21 protein-coding genes are annotated in these 24,633 nt (G+C 63.4%); 13 read left to right on the forward strand and 8 right to left on the reverse strand.

Annotation, left to right across the window (positions count from 1 at the left end; all coding sequences use genetic code 11):
- Positions 1-150: 150 nt before the first annotated feature.
- The 5 genes from LIX93_RS01480 to LIX93_RS01500 form a co-directional block, all read right to left on the reverse strand.
- A complete protein-coding gene (locus tag LIX93_RS01480; RefSeq protein WP_226502244.1) occupies positions 151-1,506 on the reverse strand; it encodes a carbohydrate porin in 1,356 nt (451 codons plus the stop codon).
- Between the two features lie 104 nt (positions 1,507-1,610).
- Positions 1,611-2,966, reverse strand: a complete 1,356-nt coding sequence (locus LIX93_RS01485) for a cytochrome c (protein ID WP_226502245.1) — start codon at positions 2,964-2,966, stop codon at positions 1,611-1,613.
- Entirely contained in the window at positions 2,963-4,741 is a 1,779-nt protein-coding gene (locus tag LIX93_RS01490; RefSeq protein WP_226502246.1) for a GMC family oxidoreductase, read from the reverse strand. Before LIX93_RS01490 ends, LIX93_RS01485 begins: the two co-directional genes overlap by 4 nt.
- Before the next feature lie 126 nt (positions 4,742-4,867).
- Positions 4,868-5,587: a gluconate 2-dehydrogenase subunit 3 family protein gene (locus tag LIX93_RS01495; RefSeq protein ID WP_226502247.1), complete on the reverse strand. Its 720-nt coding sequence runs from the start codon at positions 5,585-5,587 to the stop codon at positions 4,868-4,870.
- A 141-nt stretch (positions 5,588-5,728) separates the two neighbouring features.
- Entirely contained in the window at positions 5,729-6,763 is a 1,035-nt protein-coding gene (locus LIX93_RS01500; protein WP_226502248.1) for a LacI family DNA-binding transcriptional regulator, read from the reverse strand.
- A gap of 302 nt (positions 6,764-7,065) precedes the next feature.
- On the opposite strand from LIX93_RS01500, the gene LIX93_RS01505 reads away from it, so the two are divergent.
- Complete coding sequence (locus LIX93_RS01505; protein WP_226502249.1) at positions 7,066-8,115, forward strand: LacI family DNA-binding transcriptional regulator; 1,050 nt, start codon at positions 7,066-7,068, stop codon at positions 8,113-8,115.
- Between the two features lie 34 nt (positions 8,116-8,149).
- Here LIX93_RS01505 and LIX93_RS01510 read toward each other — a convergent pair whose 3' ends face one another.
- The gene (locus tag LIX93_RS01510) at positions 8,150-9,544 is read right to left on the reverse strand and encodes a sodium:solute symporter family protein (protein WP_226502250.1); all 1,395 of its coding nucleotides are present in this window, start codon (positions 9,542-9,544) and stop codon (positions 8,150-8,152) included.
- Between the two features lie 232 nt (positions 9,545-9,776).
- On the opposite strand from LIX93_RS01510, the gene LIX93_RS01515 reads away from it, so the two are divergent.
- A complete protein-coding gene (locus LIX93_RS01515; RefSeq protein ID WP_226502251.1) occupies positions 9,777-10,979 on the forward strand; it encodes a mandelate racemase/muconate lactonizing enzyme family protein in 1,203 nt (400 codons plus the stop codon).
- 89 nt (positions 10,980-11,068) lie between these two features.
- The gene (locus tag LIX93_RS01520; RefSeq protein WP_226502252.1) at positions 11,069-12,454 is read left to right on the forward strand and encodes an MFS transporter; all 1,386 of its coding nucleotides are present in this window, start codon (positions 11,069-11,071) and stop codon (positions 12,452-12,454) included.
- Between the two features lie 206 nt (positions 12,455-12,660).
- On the opposite strand, the gene LIX93_RS01525 is transcribed toward LIX93_RS01520, so the two are convergent.
- Complete coding sequence (locus LIX93_RS01525) at positions 12,661-14,607, reverse strand: DNA topoisomerase III (RefSeq protein WP_226502253.1); 1,947 nt, start codon at positions 14,605-14,607, stop codon at positions 12,661-12,663.
- Positions 14,608-14,743: 136 nt separating this feature from the next.
- Complete coding sequence (locus tag LIX93_RS01530) at positions 14,744-15,721, reverse strand: GlxA family transcriptional regulator (RefSeq protein WP_226502254.1); 978 nt, start codon at positions 15,719-15,721, stop codon at positions 14,744-14,746.
- A 104-nt stretch (positions 15,722-15,825) separates the two neighbouring features.
- Here LIX93_RS01530 and LIX93_RS01535 point away from each other — a divergent pair, with 104 nt between their 5' ends.
- The 10 genes from LIX93_RS01535 to LIX93_RS01580 all read left to right on the forward strand — a co-directional run bounded on the left by LIX93_RS01535 (position 15,826) and on the right by LIX93_RS01580 (position 24,614).
- Entirely contained in the window at positions 15,826-16,512 is a 687-nt protein-coding gene (locus tag LIX93_RS01535) for a DJ-1/PfpI family protein (RefSeq protein ID WP_226502255.1), read from the forward strand.
- A 32-nt stretch (positions 16,513-16,544) separates the two neighbouring features.
- Positions 16,545-16,907 (forward strand): hypothetical protein, encoded by a 363-nt coding sequence (locus LIX93_RS01540; RefSeq protein WP_226502256.1) that lies wholly within the window; start codon positions 16,545-16,547, stop codon positions 16,905-16,907.
- Positions 16,908-17,203: 296 nt separating this feature from the next.
- Positions 17,204-18,115, forward strand: a complete 912-nt coding sequence (locus LIX93_RS01545; protein ID WP_226502257.1) for a TauD/TfdA family dioxygenase — start codon at positions 17,204-17,206, stop codon at positions 18,113-18,115.
- Positions 18,116-18,149: 34 nt separating this feature from the next.
- Positions 18,150-19,274, forward strand: a complete 1,125-nt coding sequence (locus LIX93_RS01550; RefSeq protein WP_226502258.1) for an ABC transporter substrate-binding protein — start codon at positions 18,150-18,152, stop codon at positions 19,272-19,274.
- A 3-nt stretch (positions 19,275-19,277) separates the two neighbouring features.
- A complete protein-coding gene (locus tag LIX93_RS01555) occupies positions 19,278-20,225 on the forward strand; it encodes an ABC transporter permease (RefSeq protein WP_226502259.1) in 948 nt (315 codons plus the stop codon).
- The gene (locus LIX93_RS01560) at positions 20,222-20,989 is read left to right on the forward strand and encodes an ABC transporter permease (protein WP_226502260.1); all 768 of its coding nucleotides are present in this window, start codon (positions 20,222-20,224) and stop codon (positions 20,987-20,989) included. The genes LIX93_RS01555 and LIX93_RS01560 overlap by 4 nt, the downstream gene beginning before the upstream one ends.
- A gap of 31 nt (positions 20,990-21,020) precedes the next feature.
- The gene (locus tag LIX93_RS01565; protein WP_226502261.1) at positions 21,021-21,794 is read left to right on the forward strand and encodes an ABC transporter ATP-binding protein; all 774 of its coding nucleotides are present in this window, start codon (positions 21,021-21,023) and stop codon (positions 21,792-21,794) included.
- Between the two features lie 141 nt (positions 21,795-21,935).
- Entirely contained in the window at positions 21,936-22,910 is a 975-nt protein-coding gene (locus tag LIX93_RS01570; protein ID WP_226502262.1) for a threonine/serine dehydratase, read from the forward strand.
- Between the two features lie 34 nt (positions 22,911-22,944).
- On the forward strand, positions 22,945-23,682 hold the full coding sequence (gene pxpB / locus LIX93_RS01575; protein WP_226502263.1) for a 5-oxoprolinase subunit PxpB: 738 nt from the start codon (positions 22,945-22,947) through the stop codon (positions 23,680-23,682).
- The gene (locus LIX93_RS01580; RefSeq protein ID WP_226502264.1) at positions 23,679-24,614 is read left to right on the forward strand and encodes a biotin-dependent carboxyltransferase family protein; all 936 of its coding nucleotides are present in this window, start codon (positions 23,679-23,681) and stop codon (positions 24,612-24,614) included. Before pxpB ends, LIX93_RS01580 begins: the two co-directional genes overlap by 4 nt.
- The last annotated feature ends 19 nt before the right edge of the window (positions 24,615-24,633 follow it).

A 24,633-nucleotide genomic window follows, 5' to 3' on the forward strand; every position in this document is an offset into this window, starting at 1 on the left:
GCTCTATGAATTACTAGGTTGCTATGTATCCCGGCGTGGATCGAGTTGTGCGGGCAAGCTTTGCTCCTGCAGGTGTCTACCGATCTGGCGTTGTACCGCTGTGGGTGCAAGGCTTGCCCTGAAGAGGCCGGCAAGCCTTGCGAAAATCGCTTAGAACTGCGATTGCACTTGCAGGCCCAGCACCAGCGCGTTATCGACTTGACGCACGCCATCCGGGTTCTTGATGTACTGGATGTTCGGCATCACGTTCAGCCACTTGGTCGCCTGGATGCCGTAGTTCAGCTCGGCCTGGTACATCGTGTGCTGCTCGGGTACGTAGCCGGCGTCGTCGTAGCTCAGGCCGCTCTGGTCGTTGGCGGTCTTGGCGTTACGCAAAAACTGCGAGCTGGCGTGCACGCGGGCGATACCGAAACCGAGGGTGTCGGTCGGGCGAGCATCGAACGGGCCTTTGTAGACCAGGCTGGCTTTCTGATAGCTGTCGACCGGCGTGGTGGCCTTGTCCTGAAAGGTGGTGCTGACGGTCAGCACCAGCCCGCGCGAGGTATCGCCACCGACCGAAGTCAGCTGCTGCTTGCCCACCAGCCAGAAACCGTGGCGGCTCGAGTCGCTGCGGTAGTCTTCGCCGGTAATCGCCGCCGGACGGTTGTTCGAGTCCTTGTAGACGTCGGTGCCGTTGGCGGTGCTGTGGTAGTAGCCGACACGGTACTCGCCCGGCAGATTGTTGACCTTCGGCATCCACACCAGCTCGACCGGCACCAGGGTGCCCTTGGTGCCCGAGCCGTTGAGCTTGAAGCCGTTGTCGTTGTCCAGGTCGGATGGGTTGATGTTGAACGCGGCGATCTGCAAGTACACATCAGGCGTCACGCGATAGCGCAGGCGCGCGGCCCACTGGCTGATCGGGCCGTTATAGATGCTGTTGACGTAGTTGCCCGGCTGCGAACCGCAGAACGCCAGACCCTGGAACAGGCAGTCTTCGATGGCGAAATCATCGCTGACCGCGAAGCGACCGACCTTGAGGTTGACGACGTCGTCTTCGGTGCCCTTGCTCACCCACAGTTCGCTCAAGCGCGTGACCGCGCCGCGTCCCTGGATTTCCTGGGTCGAGCCCATGCCAGTGGCGCGTGGATCGCTGATCTTGTCGCTGATGTTGTGACCGTTACGATTGGTGATGGAGATGCTGGCGTTGGCATTGCTCCAGCCCAGCAGCTTGTTGAGGTCGAGGTCGGCACCGATGTTGAATTGGTCGGCGTAGCGGGTCACGCGGTCGTGGCTGTAGCCACCGTGCACGTTGGAGGCCGACTCGCCGGTGTAGCCCAGCTTGATGTCGACGCCCTTGTTCAGCAGGTCGGTGCGCAGACCGCCCCAGTCGCCGGTCATCCACGGCGAGTCGACGGCAAAGGCATCAGCCGCCTGGGCGCTGACGCAGAAACTGGAAGCGGCGCATAACGACAAAAACAACGCCATGGCAGAACGTGGGTGCACCAGGGGCAGCAATTGACGAGGCATAGTGATTCATCCCTTTTTGTGTTAGATCCACGGGCGGCAGGTGGCTGCCGCCGTGTCATTTTTTTTGTAATGCAGGTATTGCAACGCGCGCGTTACTGCAAGCTTTACTGCGCAGCGCTTGTGGCACTCAACTGCCCAGGTAGCTTGAGGTCCTTGCGTACCTTGGCGACGTCGTCTGCGGTCACTGCCGGCGCGGCGTTACCCCAGGTGTTGCGGATATAGGTCAGGGTCGAGGCGACTTGCTGGTCGGACAGCTTCCAGGCAAAGCTCGGCATCGCGCCGCTGGTTGGGTTGTCCAGGGTGACCGCACCCCGACCGCCTTGCAGCACGGTGGTGATCAGGCTCGCGGCACTGGCCGATTGCAGGGACGGATTGTTGTTCAATCCGGCCGCCAGTTGGTTGATGCCCTTGCCGTCGCTGTTGTGGCACGCCGAACAGTTGGCCGAGTAGACGTTCGCCCCTTGCTTCATGGCACTTTCGGTTGCCGTCAAAGGCGCTGGCTTGGTCGCCGAGGAGCCGGGCAGGGTCTGCAGATACGCAGCGATGGCCTGCAGGTCCTGATCGGTCATGTGCTGGGTGGAGTTGGTCACCGCTTCAGCCATCGGCCCGGAAGCGACGGCAATGTCGTTGCTGCCAGTCTTCAGGTACTGGACGATCTGCGCCGGTGTCCAGGCACCGATGCCCACATAACGGTTGCTGGTGATTTCCGGTGCATGCCAGCCGGCCAGGTCGCCGCCTTGCAGGAAGGCGCCACTCTTGTCGCCACCCAGGAAGTTCTTCGCGGTATGGCACGCCGCGCAGTGGCCAAGGCCCTGCACCAGGTAGGCACCACGGTTGATCTGCTCGTTGGCGCCGGCCACCGGCACGAAGGGGCTCTTGTCGAAGAACAGCAGGTTCCAGCCCATCATCATCAGGCGGATGTTGAACGGGAAGGGCAGCTGGTTGGAAACCACCTTGTTGTCGACGGCAGGCACGGTCTGCATGTAGGCCCAGAGGTCATGCATGTCAGCGTCACTGACCTTCACGTAGGCGTTGTACGGCATGGCCGGGTAGAGGTTTTCGCCGTCCTTGCCCTTGCCTTCACGCACGGCGCGAGTGAATTGCTCCTCGGTCCAGGCACCGATACCGGTGGTCTTGTCCGAGGTGATGTTGCTGGCCAGCAGTTGGCCGAACGGTGTTTCCAGGGCGTAACCACCGGCGAACGGTTTGCCTTGGTGCGGATCGGTGTGGCATGCGGCGCAGTCGCCCGCGATCGCGACGTAGCGACCACGGATCACGGCCGGGTCTTCCTTGGCGCTGTTGGGCTGGGCCTTGATGCCCTGAGCGTCACCGCTCTGCTGGCCAGGCTGGACGATACCGTCGGCGGCATCGGCCATGCCCAGGGCGCCGTACAGGCCCAGCGCGCTGCCCATGGACAGCACGGCGACGGCGGCGAGGGTCATGCGAAAACGGGGCTTCATGCTGGCATCTCCACCAGAGGGCCGCGTTTGGCCAGGTACTGATCGATAATGGCCTTGGCCGTCCACAGGCTCAGGGCGCCGATGGTCGAGGTCGGGTTGTAGCCGGCGTTGTTGGGGAACGACGAAGCGCCGAGCACGAACACGTTGTGCACGTCCCAGCTTTGCTGGAAGCGGTTGAGCACGCTGGTGTTCGGATCGGTGCCCATGACCGCGCCACCGATGGTGTGGTCACTGGCTGGCAGGTACGGGCCGTAGTTGATGGCCGCCGAGTCGAAGCCATTGACGATCTTGGCGCCCATGGCCTTGCCGATTTCGACGGCTTTGTCTTCGGTAAATTTCGCCATGCGGCGATCGTTTTCGTTGTAGTCGAAGGTCACGCGGATCAGTGGATCGCCGTGGGCGTCCTTGTACTCCGGGTCCAGGTCCAGGTAGCACTCGTCGTGGGAGAAGCTGGTGCCCTGATTGAAGATGAAGGTGCCGTTCTGAAAGGCGTGCTTGTAGGCCTTTTTCCACTCGCTGCCCCAGCGCGGGGTGCCTGGCGGTACCGCGTCGGCGTTGCCGATCGGGCGTGCGCCACGGGCGACCACGAGGATCCCGGCGCCGCCGATGAAGCCCTTGCCGGTGTGGTCGAAGTTGTCACCGTTGTAGTCGTCGACCTGCACCGAGAGGGCGCCTGCACCGATGTACTGGTTGAGCTGCTCGTCTTCGAAAAACAGGTTGGCGCCCGACACGGTCTGGAAGCTGTAGGCACGACCGACCACGCCGCTGCGGGTTTCGGGGTTGTACGGTTTGCCGATCTTGGAGAGCAACAGCAGACGCACGTTCTGCATCTGGAAGGCCGAGAAGATGACGATGTCGGCCGGCTGTTCCCATTCTTTCTGGTTGCGGTCCAGGTAGGTCACGCCGGTGGCAGTCTTGCCGTCTTCGGCGAGATTGGCGCGCAGTACAGCGGACTCGGTCAGCACGGTGAAGTTGCTGCGCTGCATCAGCGCCGGGATCACGCAGGCATTGGGGCTCGACTTGGAGAAGTTGCCGCAGCCGTAGTACAGGCAGTAACCGCAGTAAGTGCACGGGCCCATGCGCACGCCCAACGGGTTGGTGTAGGCCTGGGAGGCCTGGCCGGCTGGCACCATGAAGGGGTGCAGGCCAAGCTTGTTGGAGCCTTCGGTGAACAGATCGGTCAGGCGCGTGGTGGCCAGTGGCGGCAGCGGGAACTCGCTTTTGCGGTCGCCTTCGAAGATGTTGCCGCCTTCGATCTGCTTGCCGTTGAGCACGCCGGCCTTGCCGGATACACCGGCGATTTTCTCGAAGCGATCATAGAAGGGTTCGAGGTCGTCATAAGTGACGCCCCAGTCCTGCACGATCAGGCCTTCGGTCAGTTGCTTTTTGCCGTAGCGCTTGAGGGTGTAGCTGTAGGGCTCGAAGTCGAATGGCAAAAAGCGCCAGGCCATGCCGGCCCAGTGAGTGCCCGAGCCGCCGACGTTGTAACCGAGCTCGTTGAGGCTCCAGTCGCGGGTGGGCAGGGCGGTTTGCGAACGGTTGTTGCGAAAGGTAGTGGTTTCGATGGCGGGCGGCAGCAGCATGCTGCGGCGCGTGTCCCAGCGCAATTCGTCGGTGTCGACCGACGGCGGGAAATCGGTGGAGGTTTCGAACCACGGGCCGCGTTCTATCGCTACCACGTTGAGTCCGGCACGGGTCAGTTCTTCTGCGATCAAAGAACCACACCAGCCGAGGCCGACGATTACCGCGTCAGCTTTTGGGCGTACATTCGCCATGAACAATACCTCATCAATACTTCGTCAATCACAGGCAAGACGGCAGGTGTCGGGGAGACCGCACTGCTCACATAATTTTTCCGCGCTACGCCTGTCACACAGGGGGCGGCGCGCCTCCGAGGTCGGTCAGAGGGTGTTGTCGATCAAGCTGGTAGGGATGATCTGCAGCTTCTGGCCTTTCTTGCCGATCAGGTCGCGGAAGTCGTAGCGCGCGCCTGGGAAACCGAGCATTTTCCAGCTGGCCATGTCCTTGTTGCCGCCGTAGATCGGGTCGGCCAGAAAGCCTTCACGGACATTGGCGAGGATCTGTTCGAACAGCTCTTTGGTCTCGACGTCGTCGCCCAGCGCCAGGGTGCCGTTCTCCATGCTGCGCAGCAGATCGTCCTGCTGGGTGCCGTCCAGTTGCACGAAGCTTTTCTTGAAGGCTTGCTGACAATGGCTGTCGATCGCGGCCAAGCCTTTGCGCCAGCGCTCGGCCGGGGTGTAGGGCGATTGGGTGCCTTGCTCGGGGGTGCCTTTGACGAATTTGCCGAGGCGGTACAACGTGGCGCCGCGGCCATAGTCACCGGCCAGTTGGCGGTCGATGAACGTGGCGCAGCCTGCTTCCTTGCCGCTGATACTGAGGTCATCGGCCGGGATCAGACGTTCGGCCAAGGCGCCGGCGGTCTCGAACTCGGCTTGGGTGAAATACGCCAGGCCACCCTGACGGGGGGCGGCCAGCGCCGGAACGTTGGCTTTGCCAGGTTCCCAGGGCTGGCCACCGGTGACCACTTCGGCGCGCGCAGCCGGTAGGGTGGACGCGGCGGCCAGTGCCAACGCCGATGAAAGAAAATCTCTGCGCTGCATGATGAATCCTGTTTGGGGGGAGGAAGTAGCGATCGACGCGCAGGCCAGCGCCCTCGCGACCGACCAGTCACGGCGGGCGATGATAAGGCGCGACATATCACCGCGCCATTAACCAATTGACGTGTTCCCCTCAAGAAACTTTCATGAAGCTCGGTGGGGCAAGGTCTCGTCGATGACGATGCGCAGTTGCGGGTGCATCTGCGGTGGGATGTCCAGATCGCCGTTGGCGTACAGCAGGTGCTGGATGGCGGCGTCGGCCTGGCCTTCCGGATCCTGATCGAGCACCAGTGACAGCAGGCCCTCGCGCAGCAACCGGGCGTGTTGCAGGCTGGCCTCGTGAGTGATCCAGGCGGGGCGGATATTGCGCGCCAGCAGGGCTTGGCGGATCCCTTCGGAACCGGCGCCGGTGTTGTAGATGGCGGCCAGGGTGGCGCCGTTGTCCAGGGCGTGGTGCACGGCGCGGGCGGTGAGGGCGTCGTCGTCGTGGCACTCGACCGGGGCGCTGATCTGCAGGTGAGGCGCGCGCTCGTGCAGCACCTGCATGAAACCGCCGATGCGCTGCTGGTGGGCGTGGTAGAGCAGCGAGTTGGTGATCAGCAGTACCTGACCACCGTTTGGGCAGGCCCCCAGCCACTGCCCCAGCAGGCGCCCGGCACTGCGCCCGGCCACATGATTGTCGATGCCGATGTAGGTGGCGCCCACCAGCCCGGACAGGCTGCTGGTGAGCAACACCACCGGCACGCCGCGGGCGATCTGCAGTTGCAGGGCGGCGCGGATCGCGGGGGTGTCGTGGGCGACCACGATCAGCCCCTGGCGCGCAGTGCGCGGACGATTGATGAAGTCGAGCAGGTCTTGCGGGTTGCGGTCGTGCCAGGTCTGGTGTTGCAGCACCAGGCGAGCCTTGAGCAGCCGTGCCTGGCGCTGGAAGGCCTGGGTCAGGCGCTGGTAGTGGTCGGTGTGGCTTTCGACCATCAACAGGTCGAAGCGCAGCAGGCCATGCACGGGTGAGGGCAGCAGGCGCCGCAGGCCCAGCGTGCGTGCGGCGTTGAGCACCTTGCGGCGTTTGACGTCTGAAACGCTGCCGCGCTCGTTGAGCACGCGATCGACGGTGCTCAGGCTGACCCCGGCCAGTTCGGCCACGTCAGTCAGGCCTTTTTTGTGTTTAGCGCTATCCAAGACGACCCTTCCGTGCATGTTGCTTTGGTGGTGGGTGAATGTTGCCGGCCCCTCGGCAAGTGCGCTTTGCCCCCTCGGCGTCGAATACCTGTGGGCGCCAAGTGTGGTCGCGAAGGCGCCCTGAGTTACAGCGCAAATCCCGAGGCGAGCCTGCCAGGCGGCGCTGAATATACCGGTAGAAGGTGGCCGATGTCAGCGCCGCTCGCCTGTGACCCTGCGCGACTGATACGATCCACCACCTGAACGCTTGATTGCAGCGCGCCTCGAATCACACCTGAAACCGCCGGGAAAACACACAGACAATGACGGGCAAGACTCCGGACAGCAGCCGCCGCGCCGGCCGTGGCGTTACCTTGGGCGATGTCGCCCGATTGGCCGGCGTGGCACCGATGACGGTCTCGCGCTGCCTCAATCAGCCCGATACCGTGCGCAGCGAAACCCGCCTCAAGGTGCAGCGCGCCATCGATCAGACCGGCTATGTGCAAAACCGCCTGGCCGGCTCCCTGGCAAGCAACCGCAGCCGGTTGGTGGCGGTGGTGCTGCCGATGGTCACCAACCCGATATTTTCCGACACCTTCCAGGCCATCAACGACCGCCTGACCCGCTCCGGCTACCAAGTGCTGCTGGGTATCTCCGGCTACCAAAGCGAGCAAGAACAAGAACTGCTGGACGTGATCCTCAGCCGCCGCCCCGACGGCATCATCCTCACCGGTACCCTGCACACGCCCGCCAGTCGCAATCGGCTGCGCGCTGCCGGGGTGCCGGTGGTCGAGACATGGGATTTGAGCCCCGAGCCGATCGACATGCTGGTGGGCTTTTCCCATGAGCAAGTGGGCCGCGAGGTCGCCCGCCACCTGCTGGGGCGCGGCTACGAGCAGTTCGCCTTGCTGGCCGTCAACGACCCACGCGGCCTGCGGCGTGCCGACAGTTTCATCAAAGCGCTGGCCGAGCGCGACCTCACCGAGGTGCCGCAGCAGGTGTTCCAGGGCCTGCCGACCCTGGCCCACGGCCGCACGGGGCTGAGTGTGCTGCTCGACGGCATCGAACTGTCGGCGCAGCGGCCGTTGATGATCGTCTGCACTTCCGACACCATCGCCCATGGCGTACTGACCGAGGCTGCGGCCCGTGGCATTCGGGTGCCGCAGGAGCTGGCGGTGATGGGTTTTGGCGACATGAACTTCGCCAGTCATACCTTCCCGGCATTGTCGACGGTGCGCATCGATGGCAAGCACATGGGCGATTGCGCCGCGCAAATGCTGCTGGAGCGGCTGCTGGGCCAGACGACGCAAAACGCGGCAATCGATATCGGCTTTACCTTGATGGAGCGCGGCAGCACCGCCTCAGCCCAGTAACCCCAGCCCCAGGCAGGGTTCGAGGGGGTGGCTATCAACTAGGCGATTCGGCTCTGCGCGGCTGGCCAGGCTTGAGCAACTCACTGATTCCCATGGTCAGCAAAGGGCTGGCCAGGGCGAAATACGAGCTGTCGATACCATAGGGGTTGCCCGCCAGAAACCACGCGATTGTGCTGATCACCGACAGAATGATCCCGGCCAGTGCACCACGCGGTGTACCGAAGCGCGGGGCGTAAAAGCACATCAGCACCACCACCGCCAAGGTGGCCCGTAGCGCCTTGCCGAGAAAGGCGATCATCAACAGCTTGTCGGCATACATCGCCAGGATCAGCGGCGCGAATCCCAGCACCAGGATTGCCACGCGGATAAAGATCCCGGACTTGCGATCGTTACCTTCCTTGTTGAACATCGGGTTGTAGAAGTCTTTCATCGCCAGGGTGGCCGAGGCCAGGGTCCCGGCCGAGATCCCACCGAACAGCGCCCCCGCCAGACCGATCACCACCAGGCTGGCGGCGAGTGTCGGCATGTGGGTGATCAGCACCGGCAGCGCGTCGATGGATTTGATCCCGGGATAGAGCAGGGCGCTGCACATGCCGATCAGGGCGGTGGCCAGGCCGAACGGGATCATCAGGCTCGAGACATACAGGCAGGCGCGCTTGGCGGTCTTTTCGTCGTCGCTGCTCACCAGTGCCTGAATCACGTACTGGGTGGCGAAGATCGAACCGATGCCGCCGATCATCCAGGCGAAGATCTGCCCCCAGCCCACGGCGTCCCAGGCGAACATCTGCGCCGGCAACTGGGCTTGCAAGGCCGTGATGCCGCCGGAAGACTTGAGCGCGAAGACCAGCGCCACAAGGATGCCGATGTACTTGATCAGGGCATGCACAAAGTTGGTGTACACCACCGAGCGCATGCCGCCGAGGCTGACGTAGAACACCGTGACGATGCCGACCAGTACGATGGCGAGGTTCTTGTCGATGTCCAGTACTGCGGCCAAGACAGCGCCGCCGCTGGCATAGAGCGCCACGCAGACGATGCTCAGGGCGAAGATGGTCAGGATGGATGCCGCGTAGCGCACCCCTTCGCCGTAGTTTTGCGCAAGGATGGCAGAGATGGTGTTGAGACCGGTTTCCTTGTACTTCTTGGCCATGACGTAGGCCAGCAACAAGAAGCCCAGGGACAGGGCGACCAGGTTCCAGGCGGCGGAGATGCCGATTTCGAAGCCTTTCTGCGCGGTCCCCAGGCTGACCGAACTGCCGATGAATTCCGACAGCAGCAGCGCGCCGATCAGGTAGGCCGGGAAGCTGCGGCCACCGTTGGTGAAGCCTTCGCTGCTTTTGGCGTGTCTGCGCACCGCGTAGCCGATCAAGGTCATGACCACGAAGTACACGACGGTTAGGCACAGGATGATGACGGTTCTAGTGCTCATCTTTTCTCCGTTCTGCTGGTTTTTATGGTTATTGGATTGCCTGTGGCAATTGCTCTCAGTATGGGATGGTAGCGTTACCATTCAAGCTTTTTTTCAAAGCTAGACGATGGTCCTCCTTGTAGACTTGGTTTGGATGGGATAGGTTTGCTATCAAATGGTAACGCTACCAACAGTTACCACTGTCACGACTGTGCAAATAATTTCCAAATACAAGAGTTCAGGAAACCTGACGATGTCGAAAATCACCTGCGTGCGTACGCTCCGGCTGCCCGAGCGGCCCAAATTGATCTGGCTGGAAATCGAGACCGACGAAGGCTTGATCGGCCTTGGTGAAACCTTCCGCGGTGCGGCGACCGTCGAAGCGGCGGTGCACGAGTTGATCGCGCCGGGGCTGATCGGTCGCGATTCCCGACAGATCGAGGCCATCTCGCTCGAGCTGACCACCCCCTACGTCGGTTTTCACAGCGCCAGCGCCGAGATCCGTGCCGCCAGCGCGGTGGACATCGCCCTGTGGGACCTCAAGGGCCAGCGCCACGGTATCCCCATCTATGAGGCGCTCGGCGGTGCCTGCCGCGATCGCATCCGGGTGTACAACACCTGCGCCGGCTACGACTTCAACACCCAGCAAGGCGCTCGCCGGGAGATCACCGCGAACGACCGTGCACAGGGGCCGTACGACGATCAACTGGCCTTCGCTCGCGACGCTGGCGCCCTGGCCGTGAGCCTGGTGGAAGAGGGCTACACGGCCATGAAGATCTGGCCGTTCGACCGTTTCGCCCGCCAAGCGGGCGCCAACACCATCAGCCTCGCCGAGGTGCAGCAGGGCGTCGAAGCCTTCCGCCAGATCCGCAAGGCGGTGGGAAATCGCATCGAGATCATGTGCGAGCTGCACAGCCTGTGGGACAGCGCTGCGGCATTGCGTATCTGCCAGGCCCTGGAAGAGTTCGACGTGTACTGGGTCGAGGATCCGCTGTGCAAGATGGACGACGCCCAGGCCCTGGCCGACTTGCGCAACCGCACCCGAGTGCCGATCTGCGCCAGCGAAACTCTGGGTGGCGGCACTGCTTACCGCGATCTGCTGAACGCCGGCAGCATGGACTTTCTGATGCTGGATCTGGTCTGGTGTGGCGGCTTCACCGAAGCCCGCAAGATCGCTGCGCTGGCGCAGATCTATAACAAGCCGCTGGCGCCCCACGATTGCACCGGGCCGGTAGCCTTGTTCGCCGGCCTGCAGTTAGGCTTGCATGCACCGACCGCCGTGTTGCAGGAAGTGGTGCGCGCGTCGCTGTCGACCTGGTACGGCGAGCTGGTCACGCATTTGCCCGAAATCACTTCAGGTTTTGCTGCGGCACCGACCCTGCCTGGGTTAGGTACCGCGTTGCGGCCTGAGGTCAAGCAGCGTCCCGACGCTATCATTCGTGAGACCCGTCGTTGATCGCCCATTGAGGACTCATTGCACCGCGCAGGCCGCGGATACCCCGCTGGCCTGGCGCTAACCACCGCTGTCCGGTATCGAGAATTACAATGAAAAAAATAGCTTCTCTTCGGCGTTATATCGCCGAGCATCGCCGCTTCGAGGTGATCGCTTTACTGTTCATCATGATGATCGTCAATCAGGGCGACCGCGCGACCTTGTCTATCGCGGGTGCCAGCGTCTCCAACGAACTTGGCCTCAGCCACGCGGAAATGGGCTGGCTGTTCTCGGCGTTCGCCTGGGCCTACATGCTGCTGCAACTGCCCGGCGGCCTGGCCATCGACCGTTTCGGCAGCGTCAAGGTGCTGGGTATCGCAATCATTGCCTGGTCGGTGTTCACTGCGGCGGTGGGTACCGTTGCCATCATGCCTTTGGGATTGGCGTTCTTCGCGGTGTTCGCTTTGCGCTTTCTGGTCGGTGTGGCGGAAGCGCCGTGCTTCCCGGCCAACAGCAAGATCGTGTCGATGTGGTTTCCGACCGCCGAGCGCGGCACGGCCACGGCGATCTTCAACGCCTCGCAGTACTTCGCTGCCGTGGTGTTCACGCCGCTGCTGGCGTGGATCTCGACGCGTTGGGGCTGGCCGTGGATTTTCTACGTGATGGGCGCCGCGGGTATCGCTATCGGCCTGGTGTTCGTGTGGCGCATCAAGGCACCGGTCGACCATGCTTCGCTGAGCGCCGTCGAGCTCCGGGAGATCCGCGACGGGGGCGCCAACCTGCAGGAGCATCCGCCGTCGGCCGGCAAGAAGCAGAGCTGGGGCGAAACCTGGGCCAGCGCCAAGGAGTTGCTGGGGCAGCGCATGTTTCTGGGCATCTATATCGCGCAGTTTTGTATCAGCACCCTGACGTTTTTCTTCCTGACCTGGTTTCCGGTCTACCTGGTGCAGCAACGCGGCTTGTCGCTCCTCAATGCGGGTCTGTTGGCCGCGATTCCGGCGATCTTCGGTTTTATCGGTGGCATCGGTGGTGGCCTGATTTCCGACTGGATGCTGCGCAAGGGTGTGTCGCTGACCAAGGCGCGCAAGTTGCCGATCTTCATTGGCATGGCGCTGTCGATGAGCATGATCCTGTGCAACTACGTGCAGACCGATGTGCTGGTGGTGGTGTTCATGGCGTTGGCGTTCTTCGGCAAGGGCATGGGCGCACTGGGCTGGGCGATCATCTCCGACGTTTCGCCTAAACGCAGTGCGGGCATGAACGGCGCGATCTTCAACACCTTCGGCAGCGTCGCCGGGATCGTCACGCCAATTGTGATCGGCTATATGGTGCAGTCCATGGGGTCGTTCAATGGTGCGTTGATCTATGTGGCGTTGAATGCCGCCGGGGCGTTCATCAGCTATGCGTTCATCGTTGGCGAGCTGCGTCGTCCCGATGATGAGCTGCCGGTTGCCGACACCGATACTGCGGTGCCCCATGTAGCGTCAACCAGCCTGTAGCGAGGGGGCTTGCCTTGGAAAGAAGCCGCCACCGTGTTTCGGATGGCGGTTTTTTTGCGTTTTGGGTGCTTGGAGATTGAGGAGCGGTCCAGCTCCCATCGGCCATGCGAAAAATCCGCGACCCAACGGGCAGTCATGTATAGGTCCTCTGCGTTCAGGCTTTATACCTGCAAGGCGCAGGGCAGTATCAAAACCAAGGCGTTGATTCAGGAAGCAGCAGCCTTTGCCTTGCCGGGGGCGCGCTTCTTGGCGGTGTAGGTGCCCGCTTTGCCTTTGCGTTTACCCTTCCACGGTGGCTTGACCCCGGCAGGGCCAGCGGTGATGTTCATGCGCATGCCCATGCAGCGTTCCACGTGCTTGCTCATCCACGCCGATTGGCGGGTGACGAACTCTTCGAGGCTCATTTCGCCGCTTTGCACCATGTCCAGTGCTTGCTCCCAGATCGCCGTGGTGCCCGGGTCGGCGATGGCCCGGGGCACGGCGTCGATCAGGCTGAAGGCCGCCGGGGTTGCAGCCAGTGCCTTGCCATTCTTGGTCAGGTAACCCCGGTCGATCAGGCCCTGGATGATGCCCGCGCGGGTGGCCTCGGTGCCGATGCCGGTAGTGTCCTTGAGTTTTTGCTTGAGGCGTGGGTCGTCCACCAGTTTGGCGACGTTTTTCATCGCCTTGATCAGGTCGCCTTCGGTAAAGGGTTTCGGGGGTTGCGTCCACAGGTCCTTGGGGATCGTCTTGGCCACCGTGCAGATATCGCCTGGGGCCAGTGCCGGCAAGGTCTGGACCACTGCAGGTTCGCGGCCCTTGGCGGCGGCCGCTACCGCCTCGGGCATGGCCCGGCGCCAACCGGGTTCGACGATCACCTTGCCCACGGCCTTGAGCGGTTGCCCGGCGCAGTCGAGATCCACTTGGGTGCGATCAAACTCGTGGTTGGGCAGAAACTGTGCCAGGTAGCGTGCGCGAACCAGGGTATAGACCGCCCGGTGCTTGCCGGGCAAGCGGGCGAGGTCGACGCTGGCCGCGGTGGGGATGATGCCATGGTGAGCACTGACCTTGGCATCGTTCCAGGCTCTGGAGCGGCGGCTGGTATCGACGTGGCGCAACAATTCGTTCAACCCTGGGTCGGCTCGGCCCAGTTGGGCAACGATGCTCGGTGCTTCAGCGTGCTGGCTGAGGGGCAGGTAGCCGCAGTCGCTGCGCGGGTAGGTGATGACCTTGTAGGTTTCATACAGGGCCTGGGCCACATCGAGGGTTTCCTGGGCGCCGAGGCCGAGTTTTTTCGAGCAGACCTCCTGCAGCGTGCCGAGGTCAAAGAGCAACGGCGCGGCTTCACGGACTCGCTCGGTCTTTTGTTTGATGACCCGCGCCTCGCCCGCTTGGGTCATGGCTTGGGCGGCGGCGCGGGCGCTGTCTTGATTGAGGCAGCGGCCCTGGTCGTCGCAGTGGTCTGGCGGACCTTGCCACTGCGCGGTGAACAGGCTGTCGCTGCGGCGCAACTGCACGTCGATGGCCCAGTACGCCACGGGCACGAAGTCGGCGATGCTGCGATCGCGATCGACCACCAGCCGCAGGGTGGGCGTCTGTACCCGGCCCACCGGCAGCACGCCCTGATAGCCGGACTGACGCCCGAGCAGGGTGAACAGCCGGCTCATGTTCATGCCGATCAGCCAGTCGGCGCGCGAGCGACCCAGTGCCGAATGGTAGAGGTTGAAAGTTTCGGCGCCCGGCTTGAGAGCGCCCAGGGCCTTGCGGATCGAGGCGTCGTCGAGCGCCGACAGCCACAGGCGCTGGATCGGGCCGCGATAGCGACAATGATCGACCAGCTCGCGGGCGATCATCTCGCCTTCGCGGTCGGCGTCGGTGGCGATCACCAGTTCGCGGGCCTCGCCAAGCAGGCGCTTGACCGCCTTGTATTGGCTGGCGGTGGATTTTTTCACCAGCATTTTCCACTGTACCGGCACGATCGGCAGGTCGCTCAGCACCCAACGTTTGTAGCGCTCGTCGTAGGCGTCCGGCGGGGCGGTCTCGAGCAGATGACCAATGCACCAGGTGACCGTCACCGCGTTGCCCAGCCAGCAGCCATCGCCACGGCGGGTGGCGCCGAGCACCTTGGCAATGTCCTTGGCTTGAGAGGGCTTTTCGCAGAGGAACAGACGCATGGGCAATCGCTGTCAGGGGAGCGGAATGCACAGGATGAGTAAAAACGGCGGGTTGGGCAAGTTTTATCTGTATGGGTATACAGTGCTTCAGGCTTCAGGCTTCAGGCTTCAGGCTTCAGGCTTCAGGCTTCAAGCTTCAAGCTTCGAGCGCAAACCGCTCGCGGTACTCCACCGGGGTGATGTCCATGCTCCGCACAAACGCGCGCCGCAACGTCTCTTCGCTGCCAAACCCACATTGGCTGGCCACGCGCTTGACCGGCAGGACGGTCTCGGCCAGCAGCCGGCGCGCGGCTTCCAGGCGCAAGGCTTCGATGGCACGAGCCGGGGTCTGGCCGGTGGCGCTGCGGTAATGGCGCACGAAACTGCGCTCGCTCATGCCCGCCTGCGCCGCCAGGGTGGTCACCGACAGATCATGGGTCAGGTGTTCGGCAATCCAGCTGTGCAGTTCGCCGAAGCGGCTGTCGTCCTGCTGCAACGCCAGCGTGTTGCTGAACTGCGCCTGGCCGCCCGGGCGCTTGAGGAACACCACTAGATGCCGGGCCACCTCCAAGGCCACACCGCGGCCCAGATCGGCCTCGACCAGTGCCAAGGCCAGGTCGATACCCGCCGTCACACCTGCCGACGTCCATACCGGGCCGTCATGAATGAAGATCGGGTTGGCTTCGACCTTCAAGGCCGGGTAAGTGCGCGCCAACTGCTCGCAACGGGTCCAGTGGGTGGCCACGCGGCGCCCGTCCAGCACGCCGCTGGCAGCCAGCAGAAAAGCCCCGGTGCACACCGAGGTCATGCGCCGGCAGTGCGGCGCGCGTTCGCGCACCCAGGCCACCAGGTCTACGGTGCAGGCCGCCTCGTAGACGCCCCAGCCACCGGCGATGATCAAGGTGTCGCAGGGCGCGTCGCTGGCGGGCAGGGGGGCCGCCACCAATGCCAGGCCGCAGGAGGTCATCACCGGATCAGCCTGGGCCGCGATCACCTGCACCGCATAGGGCAACGCCTGGCCCTGCTGACGCGCCAGATCGTTGGCCGAGGCAAACACTTGCAATGGCCCGGTCACATCCAGCACTTGTGCGTTAGGGAAGGCGAGCACATCGACGATACGCGGGCGAGGGGACATTTGGCGTGATCCGAGGGTAGGTTGGCGGATGCGCCAGAGCCTACGTCGCTAGAGTGGGTCTCGTCTACCGTCATCCTCAGATGCTGTTCCCTAGGAGCTTCGCCATGACCACCCATATCGGTTTCCTGCTGTTCCCCAACATCCAGCAACTCGACCTGACCGGCCCGTATGACGTGCTCGCGTCGTTGCCGGATGTGACCGTGCATCTGATCTGGAAGGACCTGGCACCGCTGCGTTCGAGCAGCGGCCTGGTCCTGACGCCCGACACCTTGATGGACGCTTGCCCACCGCTGGATGTGCTGTGCGTACCGGGCGGTGCCGGGGTCGGGCCGTTGATGGAAGATCCTCAGACGCTGGCTTTTTTGCGCGCTCAGGCCGCCACTGCACGTTACGTGACCTCGGTGTGCACCGGATCCCTGGTGCTGGGCGCTGCCGGGCTGCTCAAGGGTCGCCGCGCGACCACCCACTGGGCCTACCATGAATTGCTCGCGCCGCTGGGGGCCATCCCGGTGCAGGAGCGGGTGGTGCGCGACGGCAACCTGATCACCGGTGGCGGCATCACCGCCGGGATCGATTTCGGCCTGGTGATGGCGGCGGAACTGGTGGGCGAGCAGGCCGCCCAGGTGCTGCAACTGGCGCTGGAGTACGCTCCGGCGCCGCCGTTCGACAGCGGCAGCCCGCACACCGCCCCGGCAGATGTATTGGCGATTGCGCACAGCAAGACCGCCGCGTCCCTGGCGACCCGCCGCGAAGTGGTCGAGCGCGTGCTTGCCAGGGGCGATCTGGCATAGAATCCTTTCCTTTTTCAGCAAGGATTTCCAGCATGCGGGTTCTGACACAGGCAACGGCGATGGCACTGGCGCTGGCTACCTTGGGTGGCTGCGCGCTGCACTCGATGTCATCGGTGCGTGAGCGGGGTGTGGTCGCCAGCTTCACCGGCAAGCGTGCGGCGGCGGATGTCGCCCAGTGCATCGCGGTGTCGTGGCAGAACCCGGCGCTGGTCGGCGCGGACCTGGCAGCCTACACCCAGCCTGGCGCCAAAGGCGGGCTGACGGTCTATACCCGTGACAACGAGTACCTGGCCGATGTCAGCCCTGCCGGCGCCGGTGCCCAGGTCGACTTTTTCGCCTACAGCGATACCCCTGCCAAACAACAGATGATTGCCGCTCTGGCGACTTGCCTGTAGATGCTTATAGCCGTTATTGCCGAAGTTTGATAATTCGGCAATAACAGTTTGGTTATAGAGTTAGCGTTAAATGAAGTAACTGATGTTCTTGCATGCCGTGCCGACCTCTTCGCGAGCACGCTCTGTCCCCGCACTGAAAACAGGTTTATTGACTGGCACGTAGGGAAAGGCTTGCCGGCCTAGAGACGGCTGTCGCTTGTGCCAAGTCTATAGTTATGCAAAACGGTGATTAGCCAACCTCGGTTTTATGTCTTTATGATCGCTCCCACAACAAACCCTGACTCAGGAGTTGCACCGTGGCGATACAGATCAATCCCGTGGCTGGTAAAATTGGCGCTGCCTTGAGCGGTGTGAAGTTGGATGAAAAGTTGTCCGATGATGACTTCAACACCATTGAGCAGGCTTTATTGAAGTTCAAGGTGTTGTTCTTTCGCGATCAACATCTCGATGATTCGCAACATGAAGCCTTTTCCCGTCGCTTCGGTGACCAGGTGCCCCATCCCACCGTGCGCTCAGCCGAGAAGAGCACGGCCATCCTGCACCTGGATGCCAAGGAAACCCGTGCCAACTCCTGGCACACCGACGTCACGTTCGTGGCCAACTATCCAAAGATTTCGATCCTGCGCGGTGTGGTGATTCCGCCTTACGGTGGCGACACCGTCTGGGCCAACACTGCTGCTGCGTATGCCGACTTGCCAACGCCCTTGAAAGTTCTGGCCGACAGCCTGCGCGCGGTACACAGCAATATTTATGATTACGCGGTGCCGCGCGATACCCAGGAAGATGGCGCCAAGCGTTACCGTACCGAATTTGCCGCTGAAGTGTATGAAACCGAACATCCATTGGTTCGCGTGCACCCGCAAACCGGTGAAAGAAGTTTGATCCTCGGGCACTTCGTCAAACATATTCAGGGCGTCAGCTCCCACGACTCCAAACAACTCGTGCGTTTGTTTCATGAGCGTATCACTCACCTCGACAACACCGTGCGCTGGCGCTGGCAGGAAGGCGACGTGGTGATCTGGGACAACCGCGCCACGCAACATATCGCCATCAACGATTACGGCAACGCCCAGCGCATCGTGCGCCGCACCACCATCGACGGCGATGTGCCGGTCGGCGTCGACGGTCGTCCCAGCCAGGCCCTCAAGCCGACGCCGGAAACCCGTTCACCGAAGACCGAAGCCGATAAGAAGCATCTGGCTGCGTAACGCCACACCCTCAATCGTTGGATGGAGCTTATCGATGTCAGTGCGCAAGCCGTCGTTGAATCATGGCAAGAAACGAAACACCCGAGCATTGCTGGGGCTGGCGATTGCGTTGCTGGCAGGCCAGGCCGAGGCCGAGGTGCTGCGCATCGGCGTGGCCTCGGCGGGCGGCGGCGAGCCAGTGACCTTTAGTGGCTCCTCGGTGAGCATCCTGCGCAATCAGCAACTGCTGGAGAAGGCTTTCGCCGGCACCGATACCGAGGTGCAGTGGTTCTTCTTCAAGGGCGCGGGGCCTGCGGTCAACGAAGCGCTGTCCAACAAGCAACTGGATTTCGCCTATGAAGGCGACATGCCGCAGGTGGTGGCCCGCGCCAATGGTCTTGACACCAAGCTGCTGGCGGCGGCCGGGGTGCGTTCCAGGGTCTATCTGGCGGTGCCCAAGGGCTCGCCGATCAAGACCATCGAGGACCTCAAGGACAAGAAAGTCGGGCTGTTTCGCGGGACCAACCTGCAACTGGTCGCGGACAACCTGCTGGCCGCCCACGGCCTCAAGGAACGCGACCTGAAAATCATCAACCTCGACTCCGGCAGCAACCTGGCGGCCCTCGCGGCCAAGGGTGTGGATGCCGGTTTCGGTGGCCGCGAGCTGTTCAAGCTGCGCGACGAAGGGCTGGTCGATATCATCTACGACAATGCCGAGAACGACCCGCGCTACACGCGTCAGGCCGCGTTGCTGGTGCGCGGCGACTACGAGAAGTCTCACCAGGAACAAGTGCAGAAGGTCGTCGATACCCTGGTGGACGCCGCGCAATGGGCCTCCAACGAAGGCAACCGTGACGCGGTGATTACCGAATGGGCGAAGACGCAGGAACCCATCGCATCGATCAAGGCCGACTTCAATGGCCTCTCGCTGCGCGACAGTGCCTCGCCCCTGATCGATGATTTCGTCCGCGGCCGTTACGCCTTGGTGGCTCAGCAGTCGCTGGAGGAAAAACTGATCCGCCGGCCCGTGAGCATCGATGGCTGGTTCGACACTCGCTATCTGGACAATGCCTTGAAGAAAAAGGGCCTGGAGAAATTCTGGACCGCCTATGCGGCTGACGGCAAACAACCCGCCGCCAATCTGGCCGCCGCGAGTGTCGACACCAAGAAAGGGGAATAAGCCATGGCCAGCAGTGCTCATTCAGCGACCGCCGGGCATCTGCCGGCACACCCTCGGGAACGTGCCGCGCAGATCCAGACTCTGCCAGTGACACCGCGCAACGCAACGGCGCAGCCGCTTGATACCGCTGCGGCCAAACCGGCCAACAGTCATAGCCGGGCGCGTCGCCCACTGTGGCATGCGCGGCCGATCTACTTCGCGTTGCCGTGGTTGCTGCCGTTGACACTGCTTGGCCTGTGGGCCCTGGGCGCCGATCGTGGCTGGTTGTCGGCGCAAGTGCTGCCGCCACCGGCCTATGTCTGGCAGACGCTCACCGACCTCGCCACCAGCGGCGATCTGTGGCTCAACACCAGTGCCAGCCTGCAACGGGTGCTGATCGGTTTTGCCGTGGGCGCCGGACTGGGTACCTTGATCGGTGTGAGCATGGGGCTGTCGCGGACCGTCGAGGCTTACCTGCTGCCTACGTTCAATGCCTTGGTGCAGATCCCCATCCTGGGTTGGTTGCCCTTTGCTTTGCTGATCTTCGGTATCGGCGAGCCGCTCAAATACGCACTCATCGCCCATGCGGCGCTGGTGCCGGTCACGCTGTGCACCTTGCAGGCATTCCGGCAGGCGCCCGCGGGGCTGTTGGAAGTCAGCCGGGTCTATGGCTTCAGCCGTCGGCAGAGCATTACCCATGTGGTACTGCCGGCCGCGCTGCCGACCCTGTTCACCGGTCTGCGCCTGGGCTTTACCAAGGCTTGGTTGTCGCTGGTGGTGGTCGAGCTGGTGGCGTCCAGCGAAGGCCTGGGTTACCTGATCGTCTACGGCCGCCAACTGTTCCAGCTGGATCTGGTGATGGCGTCGGTAGTCGTCGTCGGCGCCATCGGCTGGCTGATCGATCGCAGTTTCGACTTGCTGCAACGGCGTTTGCACACCGGCGCCGCACCGGTCGCGGGGCGTCTGGCATGAGCGCGGTGAGAACGCGCGATTATCGCGGCCTGGTCGTGCCGGTGGTGGCCGTACTGGTCTGGTGGCTGGCGGTGCAACAGGGCTGGAGTCAGTCGGGCCTGCTGGTGTCGCCTGCTACGGTGCTCGAAACGGCCTGGGATCAGCTTGGTTCGCTGCCGTTCTGGCGTGGCCTGGGGGCGAGTCTGGCGCGGGATGTCAGTGGTTTTGCCATCGGCACCAGCCTGGGCTTGATCCTCGGTTGCGTGCTGGGTCTGTCGCCGTTGTTCGAGCGGCTGGTGGGGCCGAGCTTCAATACCTTCAAGCAAGTGTCGCTGTTCGCCTGGATCCCGCTGATCTCGGTGTGGTTCGGCCTGGGCGATGTGTCCAAGGTGGTATTCCTGTCGCTGGCGGCGCTGGTGCCGGTGGTGGTCAACACCTGCGACGGCCTGCGCAACGTGCCGCCGGGCTTGCTCGAAGTGGCGCGGGTGTATGGCTTCAGCCGCTGGCAGACCATCATCGGTGTGCTGCTGCCCGCCGCCTTGCCGTCGATCTTCACCGGCATCTACCTGGCATTGGTGTACGCCTGGCTCGCCACCATCGGCGCCGAATACCTGCTGGTGTCGGGGGAGGGCGTGGGCAATCTGCTGATCGATGGCAGCGAGCATTTTCGCATGGACCTGGTGCTGTTCGGCATGGTCGTCATCGGTGTGGTGGGCTGGACCCTCAACGCTCTGGCTCGAGCGCTGGAGCGTCGTTTGCAACGGCGTTACGGCAGCGCCGAATAAAGTCTTTCCATTCTGATCGAGGTTTCGCGCTATGCCCGCCAACGGCCTGTCCCTGCAGCACATCAGCAAGCAGTTCAACGCGCAACGCGGCAATGCCGCCGCTCTGCAGGTACTGGAGGACATCGACCTGGACATCGCGCCCGGAGAGTTCATCAGCATCGTCGGCGCCAGCGGTTGCGGCAAGTCGACGCTGTTGCGCCTGATTCTCGGCCTGGATGGCGACTATCAGGGGCGCATCCTGCTCGATGGCGCAGCCATCAGCGGCACAGGGCTGGAGCGCGGCATCGTGTTCCAGGATCATCGCTTGTTCCCGTGGCTGACCGTCGAGCAGAACGTCGCGGTGGGCCTCAAGAATGCACCGCTGTCGGCCCAGCAGAAGCAGGACAGCGTACGCGAGCACATTGCCTTGGTGGGGCTGGAGAGTTTCGCCCAGGCCTATCCCCGGCAACTGTCGGGGGGCATGGCCCAGCGCGTGGCGATCGCCCGCGGGCTGGTCAACCGGCCTCGGGTGTTGCTGCTCGACGAGCCCTTCGGCGCCCTTGACGCCCTGACCCGCAATCGACTGCAGAACGAACTGCAGCGCATCTGGGCTCAGGAGCGCATCACCATGGTGCTGGTCACCCACGATGTCGACGAAGCGGTGTTCCTCGGCGATCGCGTGGTGGTCATGCAGCCCCATCCTGGGCGCATCCGCCGGGTGCTGGACGTCGACCTGCCGCGTCCGCGGCGGCGCAGCGACAGCGTGTTCATCGCGTTGCGCGATGATCTGCTGAGCGATTTTGCCGAGGAGCATGGGGTGGAGTGAGGCCACGCCAGTCCGAGTGGCTCCGCCGATGTGATGTGTATGGTGTCTGCAGGGGTAATCTGTGCCTGTCGGCCTTTGACGGCTTCAGGTTATCCTGCGCCTTTGCACCTCCTCATCGCCTACCCCCATCGGAGCTCGACCATGGATCGCGTTGTCACCCTTGCGGATATCGAACTCGCTGCCCAGCGCCTCGACGGCCACGCCATACGCACGCCACTGCTGGAATCAGCCGTGCTCAACGAGCGTTGCGGGGCCCGGGTACTGATCAAACCGGAGGTGCTGCAGCTCACCGGTTCGTTCAAGTTTCGCGGTGCCTTCAACAAGCTCTCCAGCCTGACCCCCGAGCAACGCCAGCGTGGTGTGTTGGCGTTCTCGTCCGGCAACCACGCTCAGGGCGTCGCCTATGCGGCGCGCCTGCTGGGTCTCCAGGCCACCATTCTGATGCCCGCCGATGCCCCGCAGATCAAGATTCAACGGACCCGCGAGTACGGTGCCCGGGTGGTGCTGTTCGATCGCTACACCGAAGACCGCGAAGCCATCGCCGCGCGACTGGCGAGCGAGTCGGGAGCTGTCACGGTCAAGCCATTCGACGATCCGCTGATCATGGCCGGGCAAGGTACTGCGGCGCTGGAGATCGTCCAGCAGGCCGGTGAGCAGCGCATCGATGTGCTGCTCTCGCCTTGCGGTGGCGGCGGCTTGATTGCCGGCCTCGGTACGGCGCTCAAGGCCCATCACCCCGATATCGAAGTCTACGCGGTCGAACCCCGCGACTTCGACGACACCGCCCGTTCGCTGGCTCAGGGCGTGCGCGTCGGCAACCCCAGCGAGGTACGGTCGATCTGCGATTCGCTGTTGAGCCCGATGCCAGGCGAATTGACCTTCGCGGTCAATAGTCGTCAACTGACCGGCGCCTTGGGCGTCAGCGATGACGAAGCACGCCAGGCCATGGCGTTCGCCTTCGAGCACCTCAAGCTGGTGGTCGAGCCGGGCGGCGCGGTGGCACTGGCGGCGCTGCTGTCCGGCAAGCTGGCATTGGAGGGGCGCACGGCAGCGGTGGTGCTGTCGGGGGGCAACGTCGACCCGCACAGTTTTGCGCAGATACTGCAAGCGCAGTGACACGTCCCTTGCTGATTCGGCGTACAGGTACTCGATGAGCGATTCTTTCAAGTGGCACGCGGCACCCTCGGGCGATAGCTGTCTGGTGCTGGAATTCGCCAGCGTGCTTAGTCTTCATGCCAACCGCCAGGCCGCCTCGGCGGCAGCAGCGCTCAACCATGCCCGCGACCTCGGCCGCCTGGTCGGGCTGACCGATATCGTGCCCGGCATGGTCACGGTGGGGGTGCACTATCGGCCGGAGCACATCCCTGTGCCGGCCGGCGTTGCAACGCCCTATGCCGCGCTGCTCAGGCAGATAGAACAGTTGCTGGCCGAGCAGGGCAGCGCTCCTGCGGTGGCGCCCAGGCGGATCGAAATTCCCATGTGCTATGGCGGCGAGTACGGGCCTGATCTGCATGCCACCGCACAGGCGTGCGGGGTGTCGGCCGAGCAGTTGATCGCGCTGCACAGCCGTGATTGGCTTGATGTACTGATGGTCGGTTTTACGCCGGGGCATCCCTATATCGGCATCCTCGATCCGGTGCTCAACCCGCCGCGGCGCAGCGTGCCGCGCACCCTTGTGCCCCGCGGCAGCGTCGGCCTCGCCAACCGCCAGACCAACGTCTACCCGGTCGATTCGCCGGGCGGCTGGCACCTGATCGGCCGCACGCCGCTGGCGATGTTCAATGCCGAGCATCAGCCACCGTGCCGGCTGCAAAGCGGTGATCAGGTGCGCTTCGTCGCCATCGACAGCGCGACCTTCGAGGTCCTGCAGGCCGAGGCACAGCCATGAGTATTCTGGTGGTCCGTGCGGGGTTGTGCAGCACCGTCCAGGATGTCGGCAGGCTGGGCTATCAACACCTCGGCGTGCCGGTCAACGGGCCGATGGACGCCTTGGCCCATGGCCTGGCCAACGTGTTGGTTGGCAACACGCTCGAATGCAGCAGCCTGGAAGTGACGCTCCAGGGGCCGACGTTGCGCTTCGACAGCGCTTGCCTGCTGGCGATCGCCGGTGCCGACCTGGGCGCTCGCCTCGATGGCGTGCCGTTGCCACCGGGGCAAGCGGTGAGGATAGAGGCAGGCACGGTGCTGGACTTCGGCAAGCGTGTGCATGGCGCCCGCGCTTATCTGGCCGTGCAGGGCGGCTACCGGGTGCCAGCGGTGCTGGGCAGCCGCAGTACCTTTCGCCGTGGTGGGTTGGGCGGCGTACAGGGCCGCGAGTTGGTAGCGGGTGACAGGCTGGCGTTGGCGTCGAGTTTTCGCAACGCGCCACGGGTGCAGATTCCGGCGGCGCTGCAGGTCGATCCGCTGAGTGCCGGCGAGCGGCCGATACGCCTCCTGCCGGGGCGTGAATGGTCGGCGTTCAGCGCCGAGGCGCAGCGGGCGCTGGTCGATAGCGTCTATCGCATTGGCAACGACTCGGAACGCATGGGCTATCGCCTGGCTGGGGCGCCGCTGACGTTGCTGGCGCCACTGGAACTGCTCTCCGAGGCGGTGCCCTTCGGGACAGTGCAGGTACCTCCCAGTGGTCAGCCGATCGTGTTGATGGCCGACCGGCAAACCACCGGCGGCTACCCGAAGATCGCTCATGTCGCCAGTGTCGACTTGCCGTTGCTGGCGCAGCGCTTGCCGGGGGACAGCGTGCGTTTTGCCTTGATCGACCTTGATCAGGCGCAGGCGTTGGCGGTGCGACAGGCGCGGTTGCTGGAAGCGATCCAGGGGTGAGCGCCGGCGGGCTTTACCC

The sequence above is a fragment of the Pseudomonas sp. MWU16-30317 genome, from assembly GCF_020515695.1.
Taxonomy (GTDB): Bacteria; Pseudomonadota; Gammaproteobacteria; order Pseudomonadales; family Pseudomonadaceae; genus Aquipseudomonas.